14 protein-coding genes and 2 pseudogenes are annotated in these 14,944 nt (G+C 38.3%); 9 read left to right on the forward strand and 7 right to left on the reverse strand.

Features of this window, described 5'->3' with window-relative positions; all coding sequences use genetic code 11:
• Window positions 1–28 precede the first annotated feature (28 nt).
• Window positions 29–226, forward strand: coding sequence for a hypothetical protein (locus tag H5968_RS18745; RefSeq protein ID WP_096570148.1), 198 nt, complete (start codon window positions 29–31; stop codon window positions 224–226).
• Window positions 227–251: 25 nt separating this feature from the next.
• On the opposite strand, the gene H5968_RS18750 is transcribed toward H5968_RS18745, so the two are convergent.
• Window positions 252–608 carry a hypothetical protein gene (locus tag H5968_RS18750; protein WP_187041173.1) on the reverse strand — a complete coding sequence of 119 codons (357 nt, stop codon included), beginning with the start codon at window positions 606–608 and terminating at the stop codon, window positions 252–254.
• Window positions 609–847: 239 nt separating this feature from the next.
• Here H5968_RS18750 and clpS point away from each other — a divergent pair, with 239 nt between their 5' ends.
• The 3 genes from clpS to H5968_RS18765 all read left to right on the forward strand — a co-directional run bounded on the left by clpS (window position 848) and on the right by H5968_RS18765 (window position 2,368).
• Complete coding sequence (clpS, locus tag H5968_RS18755) at window positions 848–1,129, forward strand: ATP-dependent Clp protease adapter ClpS (protein WP_096570144.1); 282 nt, start codon at window positions 848–850, stop codon at window positions 1,127–1,129.
• Between the two features lie 78 nt (window positions 1,130–1,207).
• Window positions 1,208–2,023 (forward strand): CPBP family intramembrane glutamic endopeptidase, encoded by an 816-nt coding sequence (locus H5968_RS18760; protein ID WP_187041174.1) that lies wholly within the window; start codon window positions 1,208–1,210, stop codon window positions 2,021–2,023.
• A gap of 45 nt (window positions 2,024–2,068) precedes the next feature.
• Window positions 2,069–2,368 carry a hypothetical protein gene (locus H5968_RS18765; protein ID WP_187041175.1) on the forward strand — a complete coding sequence of 100 codons (300 nt, stop codon included), beginning with the start codon at window positions 2,069–2,071 and terminating at the stop codon, window positions 2,366–2,368.
• A 174-nt stretch (window positions 2,369–2,542) separates the two neighbouring features.
• On the opposite strand, the gene H5968_RS18770 is transcribed toward H5968_RS18765, so the two are convergent.
• The 4 genes from H5968_RS18770 to H5968_RS18785 all read right to left on the reverse strand — a co-directional run bounded on the left by H5968_RS18770 (window position 2,543) and on the right by H5968_RS18785 (window position 7,066).
• Window positions 2,543–2,980, reverse strand: a complete 438-nt coding sequence (locus tag H5968_RS18770) for a hypothetical protein (protein ID WP_096570138.1) — start codon at window positions 2,978–2,980, stop codon at window positions 2,543–2,545.
• Between the two features lie 271 nt (window positions 2,981–3,251).
• Window positions 3,252–3,893 carry a pentapeptide repeat-containing protein gene (locus H5968_RS18775; protein WP_187041176.1) on the reverse strand — a complete coding sequence of 214 codons (642 nt, stop codon included), beginning with the start codon at window positions 3,891–3,893 and terminating at the stop codon, window positions 3,252–3,254.
• 52 nt (window positions 3,894–3,945) lie between these two features.
• Window positions 3,946–5,313 carry a DICT sensory domain-containing protein gene (locus tag H5968_RS18780; RefSeq protein ID WP_187041177.1) on the reverse strand — a complete coding sequence of 456 codons (1,368 nt, stop codon included), beginning with the start codon at window positions 5,311–5,313 and terminating at the stop codon, window positions 3,946–3,948.
• A 157-nt stretch (window positions 5,314–5,470) separates the two neighbouring features.
• Window positions 5,471–7,066, reverse strand: coding sequence for a photosystem II high light acclimation radical SAM protein (locus tag H5968_RS18785; protein WP_187041178.1), 1,596 nt, complete (start codon window positions 7,064–7,066; stop codon window positions 5,471–5,473).
• Between the two features lie 668 nt (window positions 7,067–7,734).
• Here H5968_RS18785 and H5968_RS18790 point away from each other — a divergent pair.
• From H5968_RS18790 to H5968_RS18800, 3 genes and pseudogenes are all read left to right on the forward strand, one after another.
• Window positions 7,735–8,169: a DUF1830 domain-containing protein gene (locus tag H5968_RS18790; RefSeq protein WP_187041179.1), complete on the forward strand. Its 435-nt coding sequence runs from the start codon at window positions 7,735–7,737 to the stop codon at window positions 8,167–8,169.
• A 366-nt stretch (window positions 8,170–8,535) separates the two neighbouring features.
• A complete protein-coding gene (locus H5968_RS18795) occupies window positions 8,536–8,997 on the forward strand; it encodes a DUF4079 domain-containing protein (protein ID WP_187041180.1) in 462 nt (153 codons plus the stop codon).
• Window positions 8,998–9,198: 201 nt separating this feature from the next.
• Window positions 9,199–9,357: pseudogene (locus H5968_RS18800) on the forward strand (ATP-binding protein); the annotation flags it as partial.
• Here H5968_RS18800 and H5968_RS18805 read toward each other — a convergent pair.
• Both H5968_RS18805 and H5968_RS18810 read right to left on the reverse strand, forming a co-directional pair.
• Window positions 9,317–10,621 carry a hypothetical protein gene (locus H5968_RS18805; protein WP_187041181.1) on the reverse strand — a complete coding sequence of 435 codons (1,305 nt, stop codon included), beginning with the start codon at window positions 10,619–10,621 and terminating at the stop codon, window positions 9,317–9,319. The pseudogene H5968_RS18800 and the gene H5968_RS18805 overlap by 41 nt on opposite strands.
• Window positions 10,622–10,665: 44 nt before the next feature.
• Window positions 10,666–11,766 (reverse strand): annotated as a pseudogene (locus H5968_RS18810) (PLP-dependent cysteine synthase family protein).
• Between the two features lie 1,399 nt (window positions 11,767–13,165).
• Between H5968_RS18810 and H5968_RS18815 the strand changes: the two are divergent.
• Both H5968_RS18815 and H5968_RS18820 read left to right on the forward strand, forming a co-directional pair.
• Window positions 13,166–13,726 carry a hypothetical protein gene (locus tag H5968_RS18815; protein ID WP_187041182.1) on the forward strand — a complete coding sequence of 187 codons (561 nt, stop codon included), beginning with the start codon at window positions 13,166–13,168 and terminating at the stop codon, window positions 13,724–13,726.
• A 117-nt stretch (window positions 13,727–13,843) separates the two neighbouring features.
• Complete coding sequence (locus H5968_RS18820) at window positions 13,844–14,611, forward strand: energy-coupling factor ABC transporter ATP-binding protein (RefSeq protein ID WP_187041183.1); 768 nt, start codon at window positions 13,844–13,846, stop codon at window positions 14,609–14,611.
• The last annotated feature ends 333 nt before the right edge of the window (window positions 14,612–14,944 follow it).

A 14,944-nucleotide genomic window follows, 5' to 3' on the forward strand; every position in this document is an offset into this window, starting at 1 on the left:
GGTAACAATTAAAGGTGAGTGATTTTTTATGAACACACAATATGCCATTCGTCAACTGGTAGAGAAAGCGTTGCACATCAAAAAATTAACGCCAGAAATCGAAAATGAAATTAACTCAGAACTGACTCAATTAGGTTATATATCTGACGTGGACTACGAAGCTCTAGAATTGTTAATGGCAGAGATGGACGCTGGACGAGTGCAGTTAGTTCCACGCTGGGGCTAGTAACTGTTAGTTTTTCTGAATAAATTCACAATTCTTGAGCATCTTGGCACGCTTGCCAAAGCTGGTGGATAAACTGATTTAGTTGCTGTTGGGCAACCGTATCTGTGTCAGCTTTTGGTTCTTTTGGTAAAAGTTGACTCAGTAGACTAATCACTTCTGTATCTAAAGCAGTCCGAAATAATTTGACAGGCCATAACAAGTCAGACGCATCTCGCAGATCAGTTATCAGGGGTAGTTCGTGGGTGAAGTTAGCCAGTAGTAAAGGACGCACCCAGCATAAATCACGATCAGTCACAACTTGAATGACTTCAGCATAAAGGTTTCTGTTGCCATAATCTAAAGACACTATTTGTCCTGGTTGAAAGTTGGGGCTAATATCCATAGCAGCAGAAGATGAGGCAAAAACTTTGTAGTATTTTTCTTCATTTTAAAAGTAATATTGCTGTAGTATTATGATTATAATTGGAATTTTTTAATTCTAATTACCAGTTATAACCACACAGTGAGAATTTTTCTAGCTGGAATCACAACAAAAATGTTATATTGTAAATAAATAAATGTTAAGCTGATGTTTAACAAAAATAATATTGTAGTAAATTCACGATCAAAGAGCAAAGAGCAGTGTCAGTAGAAACTATTCAAAAGCCTTCCACAACTCGCAAGCTCGCGCCTCGGTATCGCGTTCTACTCCATAACGATGACTTCAACTCTATGGAGTATGTAGTTCAAGTGCTAATGACCACAGTGCCGAGTATTACCCAGCCCCAAGCTGTTAGTATCATGATGGAAGCTCACAACAACGGATTAGCTTTAGTAATCACCTGCGCTTTAGAACACGCTGAATTTTATTGTGAGACTTTAAAAAATCATGGTTTGAGCAGTACCATTGAACCAGATGAATAGTTATTGGTCATTAGTTATTAGTCACTGGTCATTAGTTAATTAGTAGTATATTGTTGACTGATGATATTTGACTAATTCATGAAAAAAATTAATCTATCTCGAATTTCCCAAAGTCCCGCCCCTGTTAGGGTGGGTTGTTTTATCTTGTGTTTATTGGTTTTATGGTTGCCTTTTGCAGCACCTATATATTTACTGGTTGAAGATACTAATTTAGAAAGTAGCTTGACAATCGTACTACTTTATGCAGAGTTTATTTTTCTACTGAAGTTATGGGGTAAGAAAGTTTATCAACAACCTCAGATATTAAAACATTATGGGTTAGAATTTTCCCGCCTCAATGGCATAGATTTTGTTCAGGGTTTAAGTATAGGATTAATTAGTATTTTAATAGTATTTAGTTTACAGGGTTGGTTGGGTTGGTTATTGTGGCAACAACCAAAAGTATTTTTAGTCAAAATAATTTTAGAAGGTTTACTGGTTGGTTTCGGTGTTGGTTTTGCGGAAGAATTATTATTTCGTGGTTGGTTATGGGATGAGTTAGAGCGAGATTACAATTTAAATTTAGCAGCTTGGATAAATGCCATTTTATTTGCCGTTGCCCATTTTATTAAACCATTAGAAGCAATCATTCATACTTTACCACAATTTCCGGCTTTAGTATTATTAGGGTTAACGCAAGTATGGGGAAAGCTTGGTAAAAGAGGGCGTTTAGGTTTACCGATTGGTTTACATGGTGGTTTGGTTTGGGGTTATTATATTATTAACGTGGGAGAATTAACAAAATATTCGGGAGTTGTTCCTGACTGGGTGACTGGTGTAAATAATAATCCTTTACAGGGAATAATGGGGGTATTATTTATGGGTGGACTAGCTTTGTGGATGAAGAAGAATTGATAGTTGATAATTGATAGTTGATAATTGATAGTTGATAATTTAATAATGATTAAATATTTTTGGATGCTGCTGGTTTTCATTTTTGCTTGTTCTTTTTCTTTTACATCTCCCGCTTTAGCAACAGTATGTAGGAATTATCAAGGGCAAGAAATTTGTATTTTGAGTATTAAACGCAGTGCTAAAAAATATTGGGAATATCGAGCATCTGTAAGTATTAATGGTAAAAAAACACCAATGGAAGTTTATAACTGTCGGGGTAAATTTAAGGTAAATAAAGATGGAAATGTGACGCTATTCAAAGATAATAGTCCTGGGGAAATGATTTGTAGTTTTTTTAATAAATGATAGCGTATTTTCTTAATAAATGTGGGGGCAAGACTTGTACTGAGCGGTTAGTGAGCTTGTACTGAGCGACCTGTACTGAGCCTGTCCTGAGCGGTGTCGAAGGGCGCAGTCGAAGTAAGTCGAAGTGCGGAGTCGAACTATGTCGAAGTATGCCTACCCCACAATAGTTGTAGCTTAGTTTTTAGTGTATTTATCAATAACTTGAGCTAAACTAGGTACAGCGTCTTCCACATTTTTTTTGACTGAACTGCGGAGTTTATTATAAACACCTTTGATAGTAGAGTTACTGCTTTTCTGAATCCGAATATCAGTAATACTCAGCAATAAATCTGCTGTACGAGAACGATTTTGACTAAGATATCCGACAGCATCACCTGTATTTAAACCTTCTTCCCAGATAGGTTCTAGTGCAGCGAAAGATTCTGGTAAAAGACGCTCAATTGCACCAGCACAGTATCCTGGACTAATTCCTTTAATAACTGCATATCCAGTTTTGATCGCCATCCCAGAAATACCACTTGTAGCAGCAACTTGAGTATCTAATAAATTTGTCAAATCAACTAAAAGTGTCTGTCTTTTATTATCATCAGCAAGACCATCAATCAGCGCCATTGTTATTTTCCTTAGTACCAATGTGTTGAGTTTATATTTCAGGTAGTTTATCCCGTAATTAGGAAACTAGGGACTGATTTATTATTTATTTTGTGCCGTAAAAATTCGCCAAATAATAAATAACGTAAATCCTAAATAGGCAAATACTGTGAGCCATTCTTGAAGGCGACTAAATGAATCATTCATAATATATAAGAAAATATCTTTTTTGACTAGTCATTGGTGAGTTAGAGTTGAAGTTTACCTGAAATTAAATTCATAACCAACTCAATTATTCAGGAGAATTTTCCAGGATTGTACCCACCAAACAAGCCTGAACTAGATTGACACCGATTAAATTTGCAGCTTCTAATTCTGCACAAAGTAAATTTGCCCCGGTTAAATTTGCCCCTGCTAAGTTAGCTCCCCGTAAATCGGCTTCTTCCAGATTGGCTTGACTTAATGTTGCCCCTTGTAAATCAGCGCGAGTCAAATCTGCACTTTTGAGATTTGCTCCTGTGAGGTTTGCACCACGTAAGTCAGCACTACGTAAGTCAACACCTTGTAAGTTTACACTCATCAAATTAGCACCACTTAAAAAAGCACCGGCTAAAGAAGCATCATTAAGTGTAGCACCCATTAAGTTAGCACCACGCAAGTTGCTGCCTCGCAGATCGGCGCTGGTTAAGTCTGCTTGCATTAAGTTAGCTCCCATTAAGTTAGCCCGCAAATCAGTTTCTAGCAAGCTTGCACCCATTAAATTTGCACCTTCAAAATGTGCGCCTTCGAGTTTAGAACCTGTAAAGTTAGTACCAACGAGGGTGGAACCGGCTAAGTTAATGCGGCTTAAATCGAGTTGGGACAGATCCTCGTCTTCTAAGTCTACTCCGGGAAGGTGTTTAATTTTTCCTAATCTAATGGTTTCTATGTTCATGGGTGAATTTTTAGTTTTTAATTTTTAGTTTTTAGTTTTTAATTTTTAGTTTTTAATTTTTAATTTTTAATTCTTGACTGTTCCAGCGAGAATCAATCAACCACATACTACTACTAAATTTGGGTGACATGATGGGTAAGTCAAGTCCCTGTTGTAAACCCATAACTAACAAAGATAGGGTATCTATGAGTTTAGGGTCAAAACGGGTAGATTGTTGGTGTCGACATTGTTCTAGGGCATTAGCAAAGATATTTTGTCCACTTTGATCTGAGTATTTTTGCTGACTGACTCGCCATTGAAAGTCTGCTGCTATTGCTAATATTCTTGATTCTAAAGGAATTTCTTCACCTGTTAAACCTGCTGGTTCTCCTGTGCCATTCCACCATTCGGTTTGATGGGTAATAATTTGGGCGATCGCTCTGAGTTGGGGCATTGTCCGTAATACTTGCGCTCCTGGAACTAGGGGACAACTTGGTCCTGCTACTTGTTCTGTGGGCTTGTTGGGGGATGTGAGGATGCTTTCGGTTTGTTGCAGTGGATCGATTCGGTGTAGTAACCCAGCTAGACGTAATCTTTTAATTTGCCATGCGGGTAGGTCTAGTAATTGTCCGATGATTTCGGCGATCGCAGCTACTTCGGCGGCGGCCATGGGATTTTGAATATCTGCTATGTCTATTAATTGTGCCATCCGCAAAAATGCCTGGACTTCGTTAGAAACCAAGTTGGAACTCAAAGTGTTTTGGCGTGTGGCTGTAGGATAGGATAAAGTATTTTCACCACTTTTTAGGTAGTCAATGACCAGGGAAACGACTTTCCCAATCTCCTCTGGTGAAGCTATTTCTGCCTTGATTGCTTGTTTATGCTGGGTCAGTTTTTGGGCTAGTTCTGGGTTGTATTTTTCGATGTGGGCGATCGCTATCTCGGCGGCTTTCAGAACTACATCCGGCTCAAATGTCCACATTCCATAGAATTTGCGCTCTAAATCTGACCCCGGTAGTCCTGTAACTCCATAATCTTCATCTGATAATTCTTGACAAATTACCATTGATGTGTATTGTGGAGACAGAATCATTAAGTGCCATTCTTGGGATACTGGATCAGATGTTTGTAGTGGTACTAAATCTACATTTGCTAGTTGACTGGTGGGATGTTCAGCAAAACCGGCATCACTGGTAGCCATAATTGCAATTTCCCGGCTGCACTTGGCAATATCTGCATATCTTTGGGCTTCTTGCAGATACCATTTGCCTCTTTGAAAGCAGGTAATTACTATTGGTTGATCTTCTTTACTTAAAATATGGTCTTCTAAAGCATGACATAAAGCCACTAAGGTATTTTTATAATACACGCCAAAGCGAATAGGTCTATTGCTATGACGATAGGCTGTTTCTAATTGTTGGAGAATTGAACCTTGTAACATGGAATTTTGGTGATTGGTGATTGGTGATTGGTGATTGGGGATTGGTGACTAGGGATTGGTGACTGGTAGTTGGTAAGAATAAACTCTTGCCTTTTGCCTCTTGCCTTCTTACTGTCACCTGTCACCTGTCACCTGTCACCTGTCACCGCATACACACTCAGTTTACACTAGCCAATTGTTTCTCAGTTTTTTCCACAATTGGGGCTGTCAGTGCTGTTTCCAACTCAGCGCAACCTAATCTTGCTTCTAAGATTTTCATTACTTCCCTACCGAAGTCGTTGGGGTTTTGTCGCCAAGCTTGTAAACAGACTTCTCCGAAAAATGATCCTAATGGTTCTGGATTCCAAAGTAGTTTTTTGGCAGTCCAGGGCATCAAACTCATAGGATTATACCCTGGTTTGAGGATACCTTCTTTAAAAGCATATTCTTCCAGGTGGGTATGGGGTTGCAGTCCAATGAAGAAAATAGCAGGTTCAACTTTATCCGCGCCAAAAATCCGTTCTAGTTCTCGATGATAGGCTATAGTTTGGCGGATGGTTTCGGGACGCTCATCAATGACGTTAAATGAGTAATTGACGGAAACCATATCATTAAAACCTGCTGCTTTCAAGTCACGGCAGTTTTGCAGTACAGTCCGCAGGTTGTAACCCATCCGCATTTTCCGTACCAGTTCTTGAGAACCGCTAGTAATGCCGATTTCAAAATAATTCATCCCGGTTTTGGCCATCAACTCACACAGTTCTGGTGTTAAGTTGTCTGCTCTAATATAGGCCGCCCAGTTAATATCTGTCATGCCAGAATCAACAATTTTTTGCAATAGCTCTATGGCATCATCAATATATCTGCGGGCGGGGATAAATTGAGCATCGGTAAACCAGAAGTTACGGACACCGCGATTATATAGTTGGCGGATCTCGGCTACAACTTCATCGGCGGGATTAATGCGTACCTGCTTACCTTCAACTACTGTGTACACACAATAACAGCAGTTATGGGGACAACCGCGCTTGGTTTGTACACCAATATAGAAATCTTTATCTTGCAGGTAGTAGTTAATTTCTGGCCAGATGGTTTCTATGTAGTCGTAGTTACAAGCGGTTTTTTCTAGGGGTGTGGGTTGTTCATGGATCAGGCGTTGACGGGGTTGGTTTTCTCCCACTACATAACAACGTTCATCCCGAAATTCTTGGACACTGAGGTATTTTGTAAGTAGGGTTTCCCCTTCACCTATGGAAATTATTGTTCCTGAAGGTAGGCTTTTTCCTAACTGTTCATAAAATACGCTGACTGCACCACCACCAACAACTGCACGGGCTTGGTTATGATATCTTTGGGCGCGTTTTAAACCGCGTTTGATTAATCCCAAGTTGCGCCATAGTTCTACATAGTAGGCGATGAAGATCCGCAACCCGCCTAATGCACCCCGTAATTTAATGAATGGGTTTTTGGCATAGTAAAATTCAAAGGCGTTTTGTAGGGGGTTGCCGCCTCTACCTCCCACTGGTGCATAGATTTGAATATCTCGCCAAGAAAAGACTAGGAGTGTGGGTTTAAATTCGTCAATACAGCGATCTAGGGCGCTGCTGTAGTCCAGGGGTGGTACTGTTCCTAAATCAAATATTTTTTGTTCGATGTTAGGGAATAGTTTGTGGACGTGATCGCTCAGGTAAACAACCCCAATGGGAAAGATGGGGTTACAAGGAAGGCGAACGTAAAGGATTCGATTTTCCATCATGGTTGTTTCAACTGCCATCTTGCCAATTTGTAGGGGAAAACTAGAGAAATATCTGGTCTAAACCTGTGGGTTTGTGGTGTTAATCTTAATTTACCAATATTTTGCTTGACATTTGAGCCAGTTTTTGATATTGGCAAATTTACTTTCAGGAAAAGTGAGAAAAGGTAAAATTGCTGGTCATCAAAATCATTGATGGTTAGCAATAGATAAAGTTTATGAAGAAAATTTCATATATCTTTACCATAACATTGATCTCTACCCAGATTTGGTAACAAGTTTAGGCAAGGTTGCTCATTGAAACAAGAATCCCGATCCTTTTAAGGCGGGGAGCGTCAATGATTCAGTGATGATTGTCGCCTGCAAATTAGCAGATGTAAATCAGTAGATCGATAAAATTGAAAAACCAACTTCTCAGCAAGCCTGGGGTTAGTAGCCTTGTCTGACAGCTTTCAGGGTTATTAAGTTCACAGAGGGGGAACAGCAAAACTAAAGAAATTTAGTTGAAAATGTATAATAATGCAAAAATTAAGATATATTTACCGATTTTTTTCCAAAAAAACATGACTTTAGATAGAAATGATGCAGAAAATTTCAGTTGGTAGTCGCAGTTACAGCAAATGGGGATCATCCGATGTTAGTTTTGGTTGTGTAATGTAAAATTGTGGCGTAAAAGCTCCTCAGCAGTTATGGCTCAAATATTAGATTCTCTACCACCGGAGCAATCGGGGAAAATTCTCTGCTGCTACGTCAATGCTACAAGTAAAATACAGGTGGCGCGTATTTCCAATGTTGCTAACTGGTACTTTGAAAGGGTGGTGTTTCCTGGACAAAGGCTAGTTTTTGAAGCGCCGAAAAAAGCGCAAATGGAGATTCATACAGGAATGATGGCGAGTGCGATTTTGTCGGATACAATACCGTGCGATCGCCTAGCACTGAATGAACCTAGTAGTGATGAGGGTGATGAAGACTCAGCCCCAGGAATAGAAGCTGCAAACACCAATGCGATGGTGTCGGAAATGAATACAAAAATTGAAGATACCACAAAACCTTTACAAAATATCACAGCCTCCATGAAAACCTATCAGTCACAACATGAGTTTTTACTGAATCTGGGAGTGTGACAGATGGGAAGGTTGGTTAATGTCAAAAGTTTTAAAAATCCCTGGATTAATATCCTTTGATTAAAAAAAAGCACGTTTATTAAATTTGAGGGTTGCTGAAATCAGCAGCCTTTTTTATTTTATTGGAGAATTGGGAATTGGGAATAGGGAATAAGTTAAGAATTTTACCGTAAGCATTCAGCCGTTCACAAATGCACCGAGTGTACACTTCCTCGTCAATCTGTGGTATTTTATATTGAGGAGGCAGGATTTATTTATTTTGGATTTTGAATTTTGGATTGTTCGTGTCAACTCCAATCTCATAAAAATTTCTTCCCCATCTCCATATCTTCCTGTTCCCTGTTTTTTGACTTTTAATTTTTGACTATGAACTTACCTTCTTTTTTATGGTTGTGGAAAATAGCAGCTTGGTCTATGGGTTTAGCGATTCTAGCTTATGTTATTTTAGCAATGTCTGGTTTTTGGTTATGGCAAGTTAGAAATACTGGACGTTCTCCCATTGGTGTGGTTTTACCACGGGTGAATAATATAGTCAAAAACTTTCATTATTTTATTGGTGTGACTATGGTAAGTTTGGTATTATTATTGTTATTTATTGGTATTATGGGGACTTTAGGACATTTTGGTTCTTTGGGTCATTCTTCACATTTATTCGCTGGTTTATCTGTGGTAATTTTGGTTTTAATTTCTGCTTTTAGTGCAACTCAAATTAGTACAGGTCAATTTTGGGCTAGACCTTTACATATTACTTTGAATATGATTCTTTTCTTTGGTTTTACTTGGGTTTCTTTGACTGGTTGGACTGTTGTACAAAAGTATTTACCATGACAATAAAAAATTATGCTAGGCTTGATATGATTGAACCGCAAAGGACGCAAAGGACACAAAGGTAAGAGTTTTACAGAGAGTTTTTCGGGAGGCTATGTTTATTTTTATATTCTTTTGGTTTTGAGGATTTTTGATTTTTAATTTTTAGTTTCTATGCGATTAATATTAGTTGAAGATGAAAAAGATTTAGGTTTTATCGTGGCTGATCGTTCTCGAAATACTGGGGGTTCGGGTTTGGGTTTAGCTATTGCTTTGGTCATTACCCAAACTCATAAAGGTAAATTAGAAGTAGAAAGTCAGGTTGATCATGGTTCTACTTTTACGCTGTCTTTACCACTCGTTTCCACAGTAAACAAGTAATTTCTACTATCATTGATGTGATCATAGCTATAGCTGCGGCTATTGCTCCATTCATTCCTTTATTAATAGCTAAACTGGCAATTATTAATAAAGTTCCTGTTGCTAACCATGTGGATAGATTAACATGACCTGTACGATTTTCACTGACTAAAAAGCCTTGTGTGGCATTTTGCAAAGCTACAAATAATGGCACAATGGCACATATTAAAAGTACAGGTTTGATGCTATTTGCAAGGGTAAGATCATTACCGATAAAACTTTGAACTATGCGATCGCCTATGGGTGTTACACTCATCAATAATAATAATGTCGAACAAACTGCACCCACGCTAATAGCAAAAGTCAAAAGTTGGCGATCGCTCACTTGATGGCGATATTTAATTACCATTTGTTGTACCATGCGGGTAGAATTAGCAATTACTAACACCAAACCCCACGCAGCAGACCAACCAGCAATAGCAATTGTAGCATCTTGAGCGCGGGCAAGAATACTAATTAATATCGCTCTCCCTCCCCAAACTACCATCATTGTATTTGCTAGGGGGAAATAAAATTTCCATACCTGGGCTAAGTTTTGGGGTAAACCAGGTTTGGTTTCTGTTTCTGGGGGTATCGTTGCTCCACTGCGATAAGCAAAAAATGTTACAGCTACAGCTTCAACTATCACCCCACTAATGAGAGCTATTCCTGCTAAAATACCCCCAGATAGTTGTATTAAAAAACCAATTCCTAGAACTAAAGCCAATGTTAAAAGCCTGAAAATACTAGCTATAGCTAACGCACGGGGTTTACCGTGGTAAATTAATAAACCTTGAAAATAACGCCGCCATGCGATCGCAAACGGCCAACCACAAGCTATTAATAATACTTGACTGACTGTAGCCAACATTGCCAAAGGAATACCCAACAAACTCGCACCAACAGAATTAAATATGATAGGTATTCCCAACAAACCTAATAAAAAACTGAGTCCTACACCAGCAAACAAAGTAAAACGCCATAATGCTGCCCTAGATTTTTGTGATCCAGCCAAAGCATTAGCAGCGTGAAGGATCATAATAATAGGACTTTCAAAAAAGATTGCCAAAGACTTAGCCGCACCTACAGCCGCTATATTAACCTGAGCATCAGGAAGATAAGCTAAAGTAGTAGTCATCATCGGATCACCACAGGCCATAGTCACATCACTCAGGGATAAAGGCAAAAATTCCCGCCATAAACTCCCTAAACTTATATTTTTAGATGTATATTCTTCTAACTTCATTTTTTACTCTTTGCGTCTTTGCGTCTTTGCGTGAGGAAAAATATTTAAATTTTAAAACTAACCTGCGATTTAACAAGATCCAAAGGTACAGGATAAAGCTGAGAAATAGCTATTACCAGATCGTCACTTTGTAAAATGTGAATATTTTGTGCAGTTAACCAATCGGTATTGTAAACTGTTTCTAGATAGCGATCGCCCCGATCAGGATTTAGTAACAACATAGTTTGAGGCTTGTTAAATCTTTGAGTATCAGCTCAAGCTGCGGCAACAATAGCACCAGTAGAAGCACCTAAAAGCATACCCTCATATTTAGCCAAAGCATGACAGACAGAAAAAGCCAAAGCATCATTGACGCTATAAGCAGCGTCTAACACCTGGGGGTCAAAATTGGGGGGAACGAAGGATAAACCCAGTCCAGTCATCTTATAGGGGTGTCTGGGAGTACCAAAAATAGCCGATCCAGCGACATCAACACCAATAATTCGAGTTTGGGGATAATATGTTTTAAAGTAGCGACTAATACCCCCTAATTGACCGGCTGTACTCACACCTATAACTATAGCATCAGGCGCACCTCCAAAAGCGTCAACAATTTCCCTCGCAGTCCAAATTTCATGAGCATCAGTATTAAGAGGATTTTTATGTTGACATGGATACCAAGCGCCAGGTATATTTGCGGCTAATTCCTGAGCTTTTGTCATTCTCGCTACCTGCATTGAACCTTGAGCATCGGCAGCATTTAAAGGAACTTCAACGAGTTCTGCACCATAAGCAGTAAGCATTCGCCGCATAGTTACAGGTGTTTTTGCATCAATAACAATCATCACCCGATAACCTTTAGTTGCACCAACAATAGCTAAACCAATACCAAAGTTACCAGAACTAGATTCAACAATTGTACCACCGGGACGCAGTAAACCTTGTCTTTCTGCTTCGTGAACCAGGTAAGCGGCGTTTTTTTCTTTAATACTTCCACCAGGATTACAAGATTCTAGTTTTAAATATAGATGATGATGTTGACAATGAGGATGGATTTTATTTAACCGCACAATGGGAACTTTACCCAATGCTTCGGTAACGTTTGCAAACAGCAAGGATGATGGTAAACTGTTTTTTAGGGTTGGGTTTTGAGAGTAGGTAAGCATTTCAGGAGTTAAATACTGTTCAACTCTTAAAATGACAACCTTATATGAAATGAAGATGAAATTTATAATTGATAATTGACAATTGATAATTGATAATGGGTAAGGGGTGATTTAATAAAAAACTGATGAAATTCTGAACTTCTGAAATTACAAACTTCCCAAAAATCGAATTTCTCGAAAAATCGAATTTCTCAAAATTGCAACTTCCAAAAATCAAACTTCTGAAAATCAAACTTTCCGAAAAATCCCAACTTCCCAAAAACCGAACTTCTGAAAATCCCAACTTCCCAAAATCTGAACTTTTCCAAAATCAAACTTCCGAAAATCTGAACTTCCCAAAAATCAAACTTTCCGAAAAATCCCAACTTCCCAAAATCTGAACTTCTGAAAATCCCAACTTCCCAAAAACTGCACCTTCAAAAAATCGAACCTCCCAAAAACCGAACTTCTGAAAAACTGCACCTTGCAAAAATCCCAACTTCCCAAAAACCGAACTTTTCCAAAATTAAACTTCTGAAAATCTGAACTTCTGAAAAATTACAACTTCCCAAAAACCGAACTTCTGAAAATCAAACTTTCCGAAAAATCCCAACTTCCCAAAAACTGCACCTTCAAAAAATCGAACCTCCCAAAAACCGAACTTCTGAAAAACTGCACCTTGCAAAAATCCCAACTTCCCAAAATCTGAACTTTCCAAAAATCAAACTTCTGAAAAATCTGAACTTCCCAAAAACCGAACTTTTCCAAAATCTGAACTTCTGAAAATCCCAACTTCCCAAAATCTGAACTTCCCAAAAATCAAACTTCTGAAAATCTGAACTTCTGAAAATCTGAACTTCTGAAAAATCTGAACTTCCCAAAAACCGAACTTTTCCAAAATCAAACTTCTGAAAATCTGAACTTCTGAAAATCTGAACTTCTGAAAAATCTGAACTTCCCAAAAACCGAACTTTTCCAAAATCAAACTTCCGAAAATCTGAACTTTCCCAAAATCAAACTTCTGAAAAATCTGAACTTCCCAAAAACCGAACTTTTCCAAAATCAAACTTCCGAAAATCTGAACTTCTGAAAAATTACAACTTCCCAAAAATCGAACTTCCGAAAAATCGAACTTTCCCAAAATCAAACTTCTGAAAATCTGAACTTCTGAAAAATTACAACTTCCCAAAAATCAAACTTCTGAAAATCTGAACTTTCCCAAAATCAAACTTCTGAAAAATCTGAACTTCCCAAAAACCGAACTTTTCCAAAATCAAACTTCCGAAAATCTGAACTTCTGAAAAATCGAACTTCAAAAAAACCGAACTTTCCCAAAATCAAACTTCTGAAAATCTGAACTTCTGAACTCCTGACTCCTAAATGCTGTATAATAAAAAAGAAACACTATGAAAATCGAACAATGACAAGCAACCTACCCAACAATACAACCAATACATTTCGTCTTTCTCCCCTGATTAGAATTACATTGTTAACATTATATATAGCGTTAACAGTTCCCCTACCATTTTTAGCAGAAGTCACCAAAGCACCCACACCACCAATATTATTATGGGTAGGAATTGTAATAGGTTTTGTGGTATTATATGCAGTATTAACCGAAAGAGTAACTGTAAATGATCAGGAAATAAAAGTTAGTTATCCTGTATGGGTTCCCTCCTTCTTTCGTAAAGGTTGGTCCCTATCTTGGTCCGATATTAAAAGTTTAAAACCCCGCAGCACCGGTCAAGGAGGTTTAGTTTATTATTTCCTCAGTCACGATGGAAAAGCATATTTATTACCTATGCGTGTTGCTGGTTTTAACCGTTTGGTGAATTTTGTCCAAGCAAAAACAGGTATTGATACTACCGATGTTCGTCCTTTATCTCAACCTTGGATGTATATGATTTTATTTCTTTGTACTATCTTATTATTATTAGTAGATGCTTGGACTATTAATACAGCTATTTTAGGTAATTGGTAATTGGTAATTGGTAATTGGTAATTTTTAAAGACGCTTTCCTAGCAACTATCAACTGTCACCTGTCACCTGTCACCTGTCACCTGTCAACTGTCAACTGTCACCTGTCAACTGTCAACCATGCTCAAATTAGAGCAAATTAATCTATTTACAAAGCTCAAAAGTCAAGCTAGAAATAATTTACCAGGATATCCAATTTTACAGGATATTTCCTTTGAAGTTTTTAGTGGCGATCGCATGACAATTATCGGTCATTCCGGTGCTGGTAAAACTTCCCTTCTGCGACTCATCAACCGTTTAACCGAACCCACCAGTGGTAAAATTTATCTGGAAAATCAGGAATATCACCAAATTCCCATTATCCAGCTACGTCAACAAGTAACATTAGTACACCAAGAAACTAAACTTTTGGGGATGACAGTTGGGGAAGCCATAGCTTATCCTTTAATTTTGCGAAAGTCTCCAAAGCAGCAAATTCAGGAAAAAGTTAGTTATTGGAGAGAACAACTACAAATTCCTGAAAATTGGTTAGGACGTACCCAAGTACAGCTTTCCGCAGGTCAAAAACAATTAGTTGCGATCGCTCGTGCTTTAGTTATCCAACCCCAAATTTTACTGCTAGATGAGCCTTTTTCCGCCCTAGACCCCGCACAAACTTCCCTTTTGTCAAACGTCCTCAACCAACCAGTTCAAGACCCTTCCCAACCCCTTAAAACCGCGATATTGATGGTAAACAATCAACTTGACATTGCCCAAGAATTTAGCAACCGTGTATTGCATCTCCAGCAAGGTCAAATTGTTGCCAACCTACCCACCTCACAAGTCAACTGGGAAGACCTAAAAACCAACTTGATAGCAGCACAAAATCAAGTAGATGGTGATTGGTGATTGGTGATTGGTGATTGGTAATTGGTGATTGGGAAAGAGCAAGTCCTAAGTTGACAATTTCATAGACAAAACTATACTTGTATTGACAAAAATCAATATATTTTTAGGAAAAAATCAACTACTTGATATATAATACGGTGATATCAAGTATTGAATTGAGACTATTGCCGACGCGAAAACCAAGCAATGATGGTGGTAGTCTTTTTCAGAAACTTAATTGGAACACAATCGCGTCTGGCTAAGGCGTGAAAGTCTACTGAGGGATAACTGCTCCCATGCTCCCGTTGAAGTAGAAAGTAAAGTCTAGTTTTGTCTAGGTTTTATATAGCAGGT

The sequence above is a fragment of the Sphaerospermopsis sp. LEGE 00249 genome, assembly GCF_014299995.1.
GTDB lineage: Bacteria > Cyanobacteriota > Cyanobacteriia > Cyanobacteriales > Nostocaceae > Sphaerospermopsis > Sphaerospermopsis kisseleviana.

Coding starts and splice junctions, on each gene's coding strand:
- H5968_RS18745 (WP_096570148.1), top strand. CDS start 29: ATGAACACACAATATGCCATTCGTCAACTGGTAGAGAAAGCGTTGCAC.
- H5968_RS18750 (WP_187041173.1), bottom strand. CDS start 608: ATGGATATTAGCCCCAACTTTCAACCAGGACAAATAGTGTCTTTAGAT.
- H5968_RS18760 (WP_187041174.1), top strand. CDS start 1,208: ATGAAAAAAATTAATCTATCTCGAATTTCCCAAAGTCCCGCCCCTGTT.
- H5968_RS18765 (WP_187041175.1), top strand. CDS start 2,069: ATGATTAAATATTTTTGGATGCTGCTGGTTTTCATTTTTGCTTGTTCT.
- H5968_RS18770 (WP_096570138.1), bottom strand. CDS start 2,980: ATGGCGCTGATTGATGGTCTTGCTGATGATAATAAAAGACAGACACTT.
- H5968_RS18775 (WP_187041176.1), bottom strand. CDS start 3,893: ATGAACATAGAAACCATTAGATTAGGAAAAATTAAACACCTTCCCGGA.
- H5968_RS18780 (WP_187041177.1), bottom strand. CDS start 5,313: ATGTTACAAGGTTCAATTCTCCAACAATTAGAAACAGCCTATCGTCAT.
- H5968_RS18785 (WP_187041178.1), bottom strand. CDS start 7,066: ATGGCAGTTGAAACAACCATGATGGAAAATCGAATCCTTTACGTTCGC.
- H5968_RS18790 (WP_187041179.1), top strand. CDS start 7,735: ATGGCTCAAATATTAGATTCTCTACCACCGGAGCAATCGGGGAAAATT.
- H5968_RS18795 (WP_187041180.1), top strand. CDS start 8,536: ATGAACTTACCTTCTTTTTTATGGTTGTGGAAAATAGCAGCTTGGTCT.
- H5968_RS18805 (WP_187041181.1), bottom strand. CDS start 10,621: ATGAAGTTAGAAGAATATACATCTAAAAATATAAGTTTAGGGAGTTTA.
- H5968_RS18815 (WP_187041182.1), top strand. CDS start 13,166: ATGACAAGCAACCTACCCAACAATACAACCAATACATTTCGTCTTTCT.
- H5968_RS18820 (WP_187041183.1), top strand. CDS start 13,844: ATGCTCAAATTAGAGCAAATTAATCTATTTACAAAGCTCAAAAGTCAA.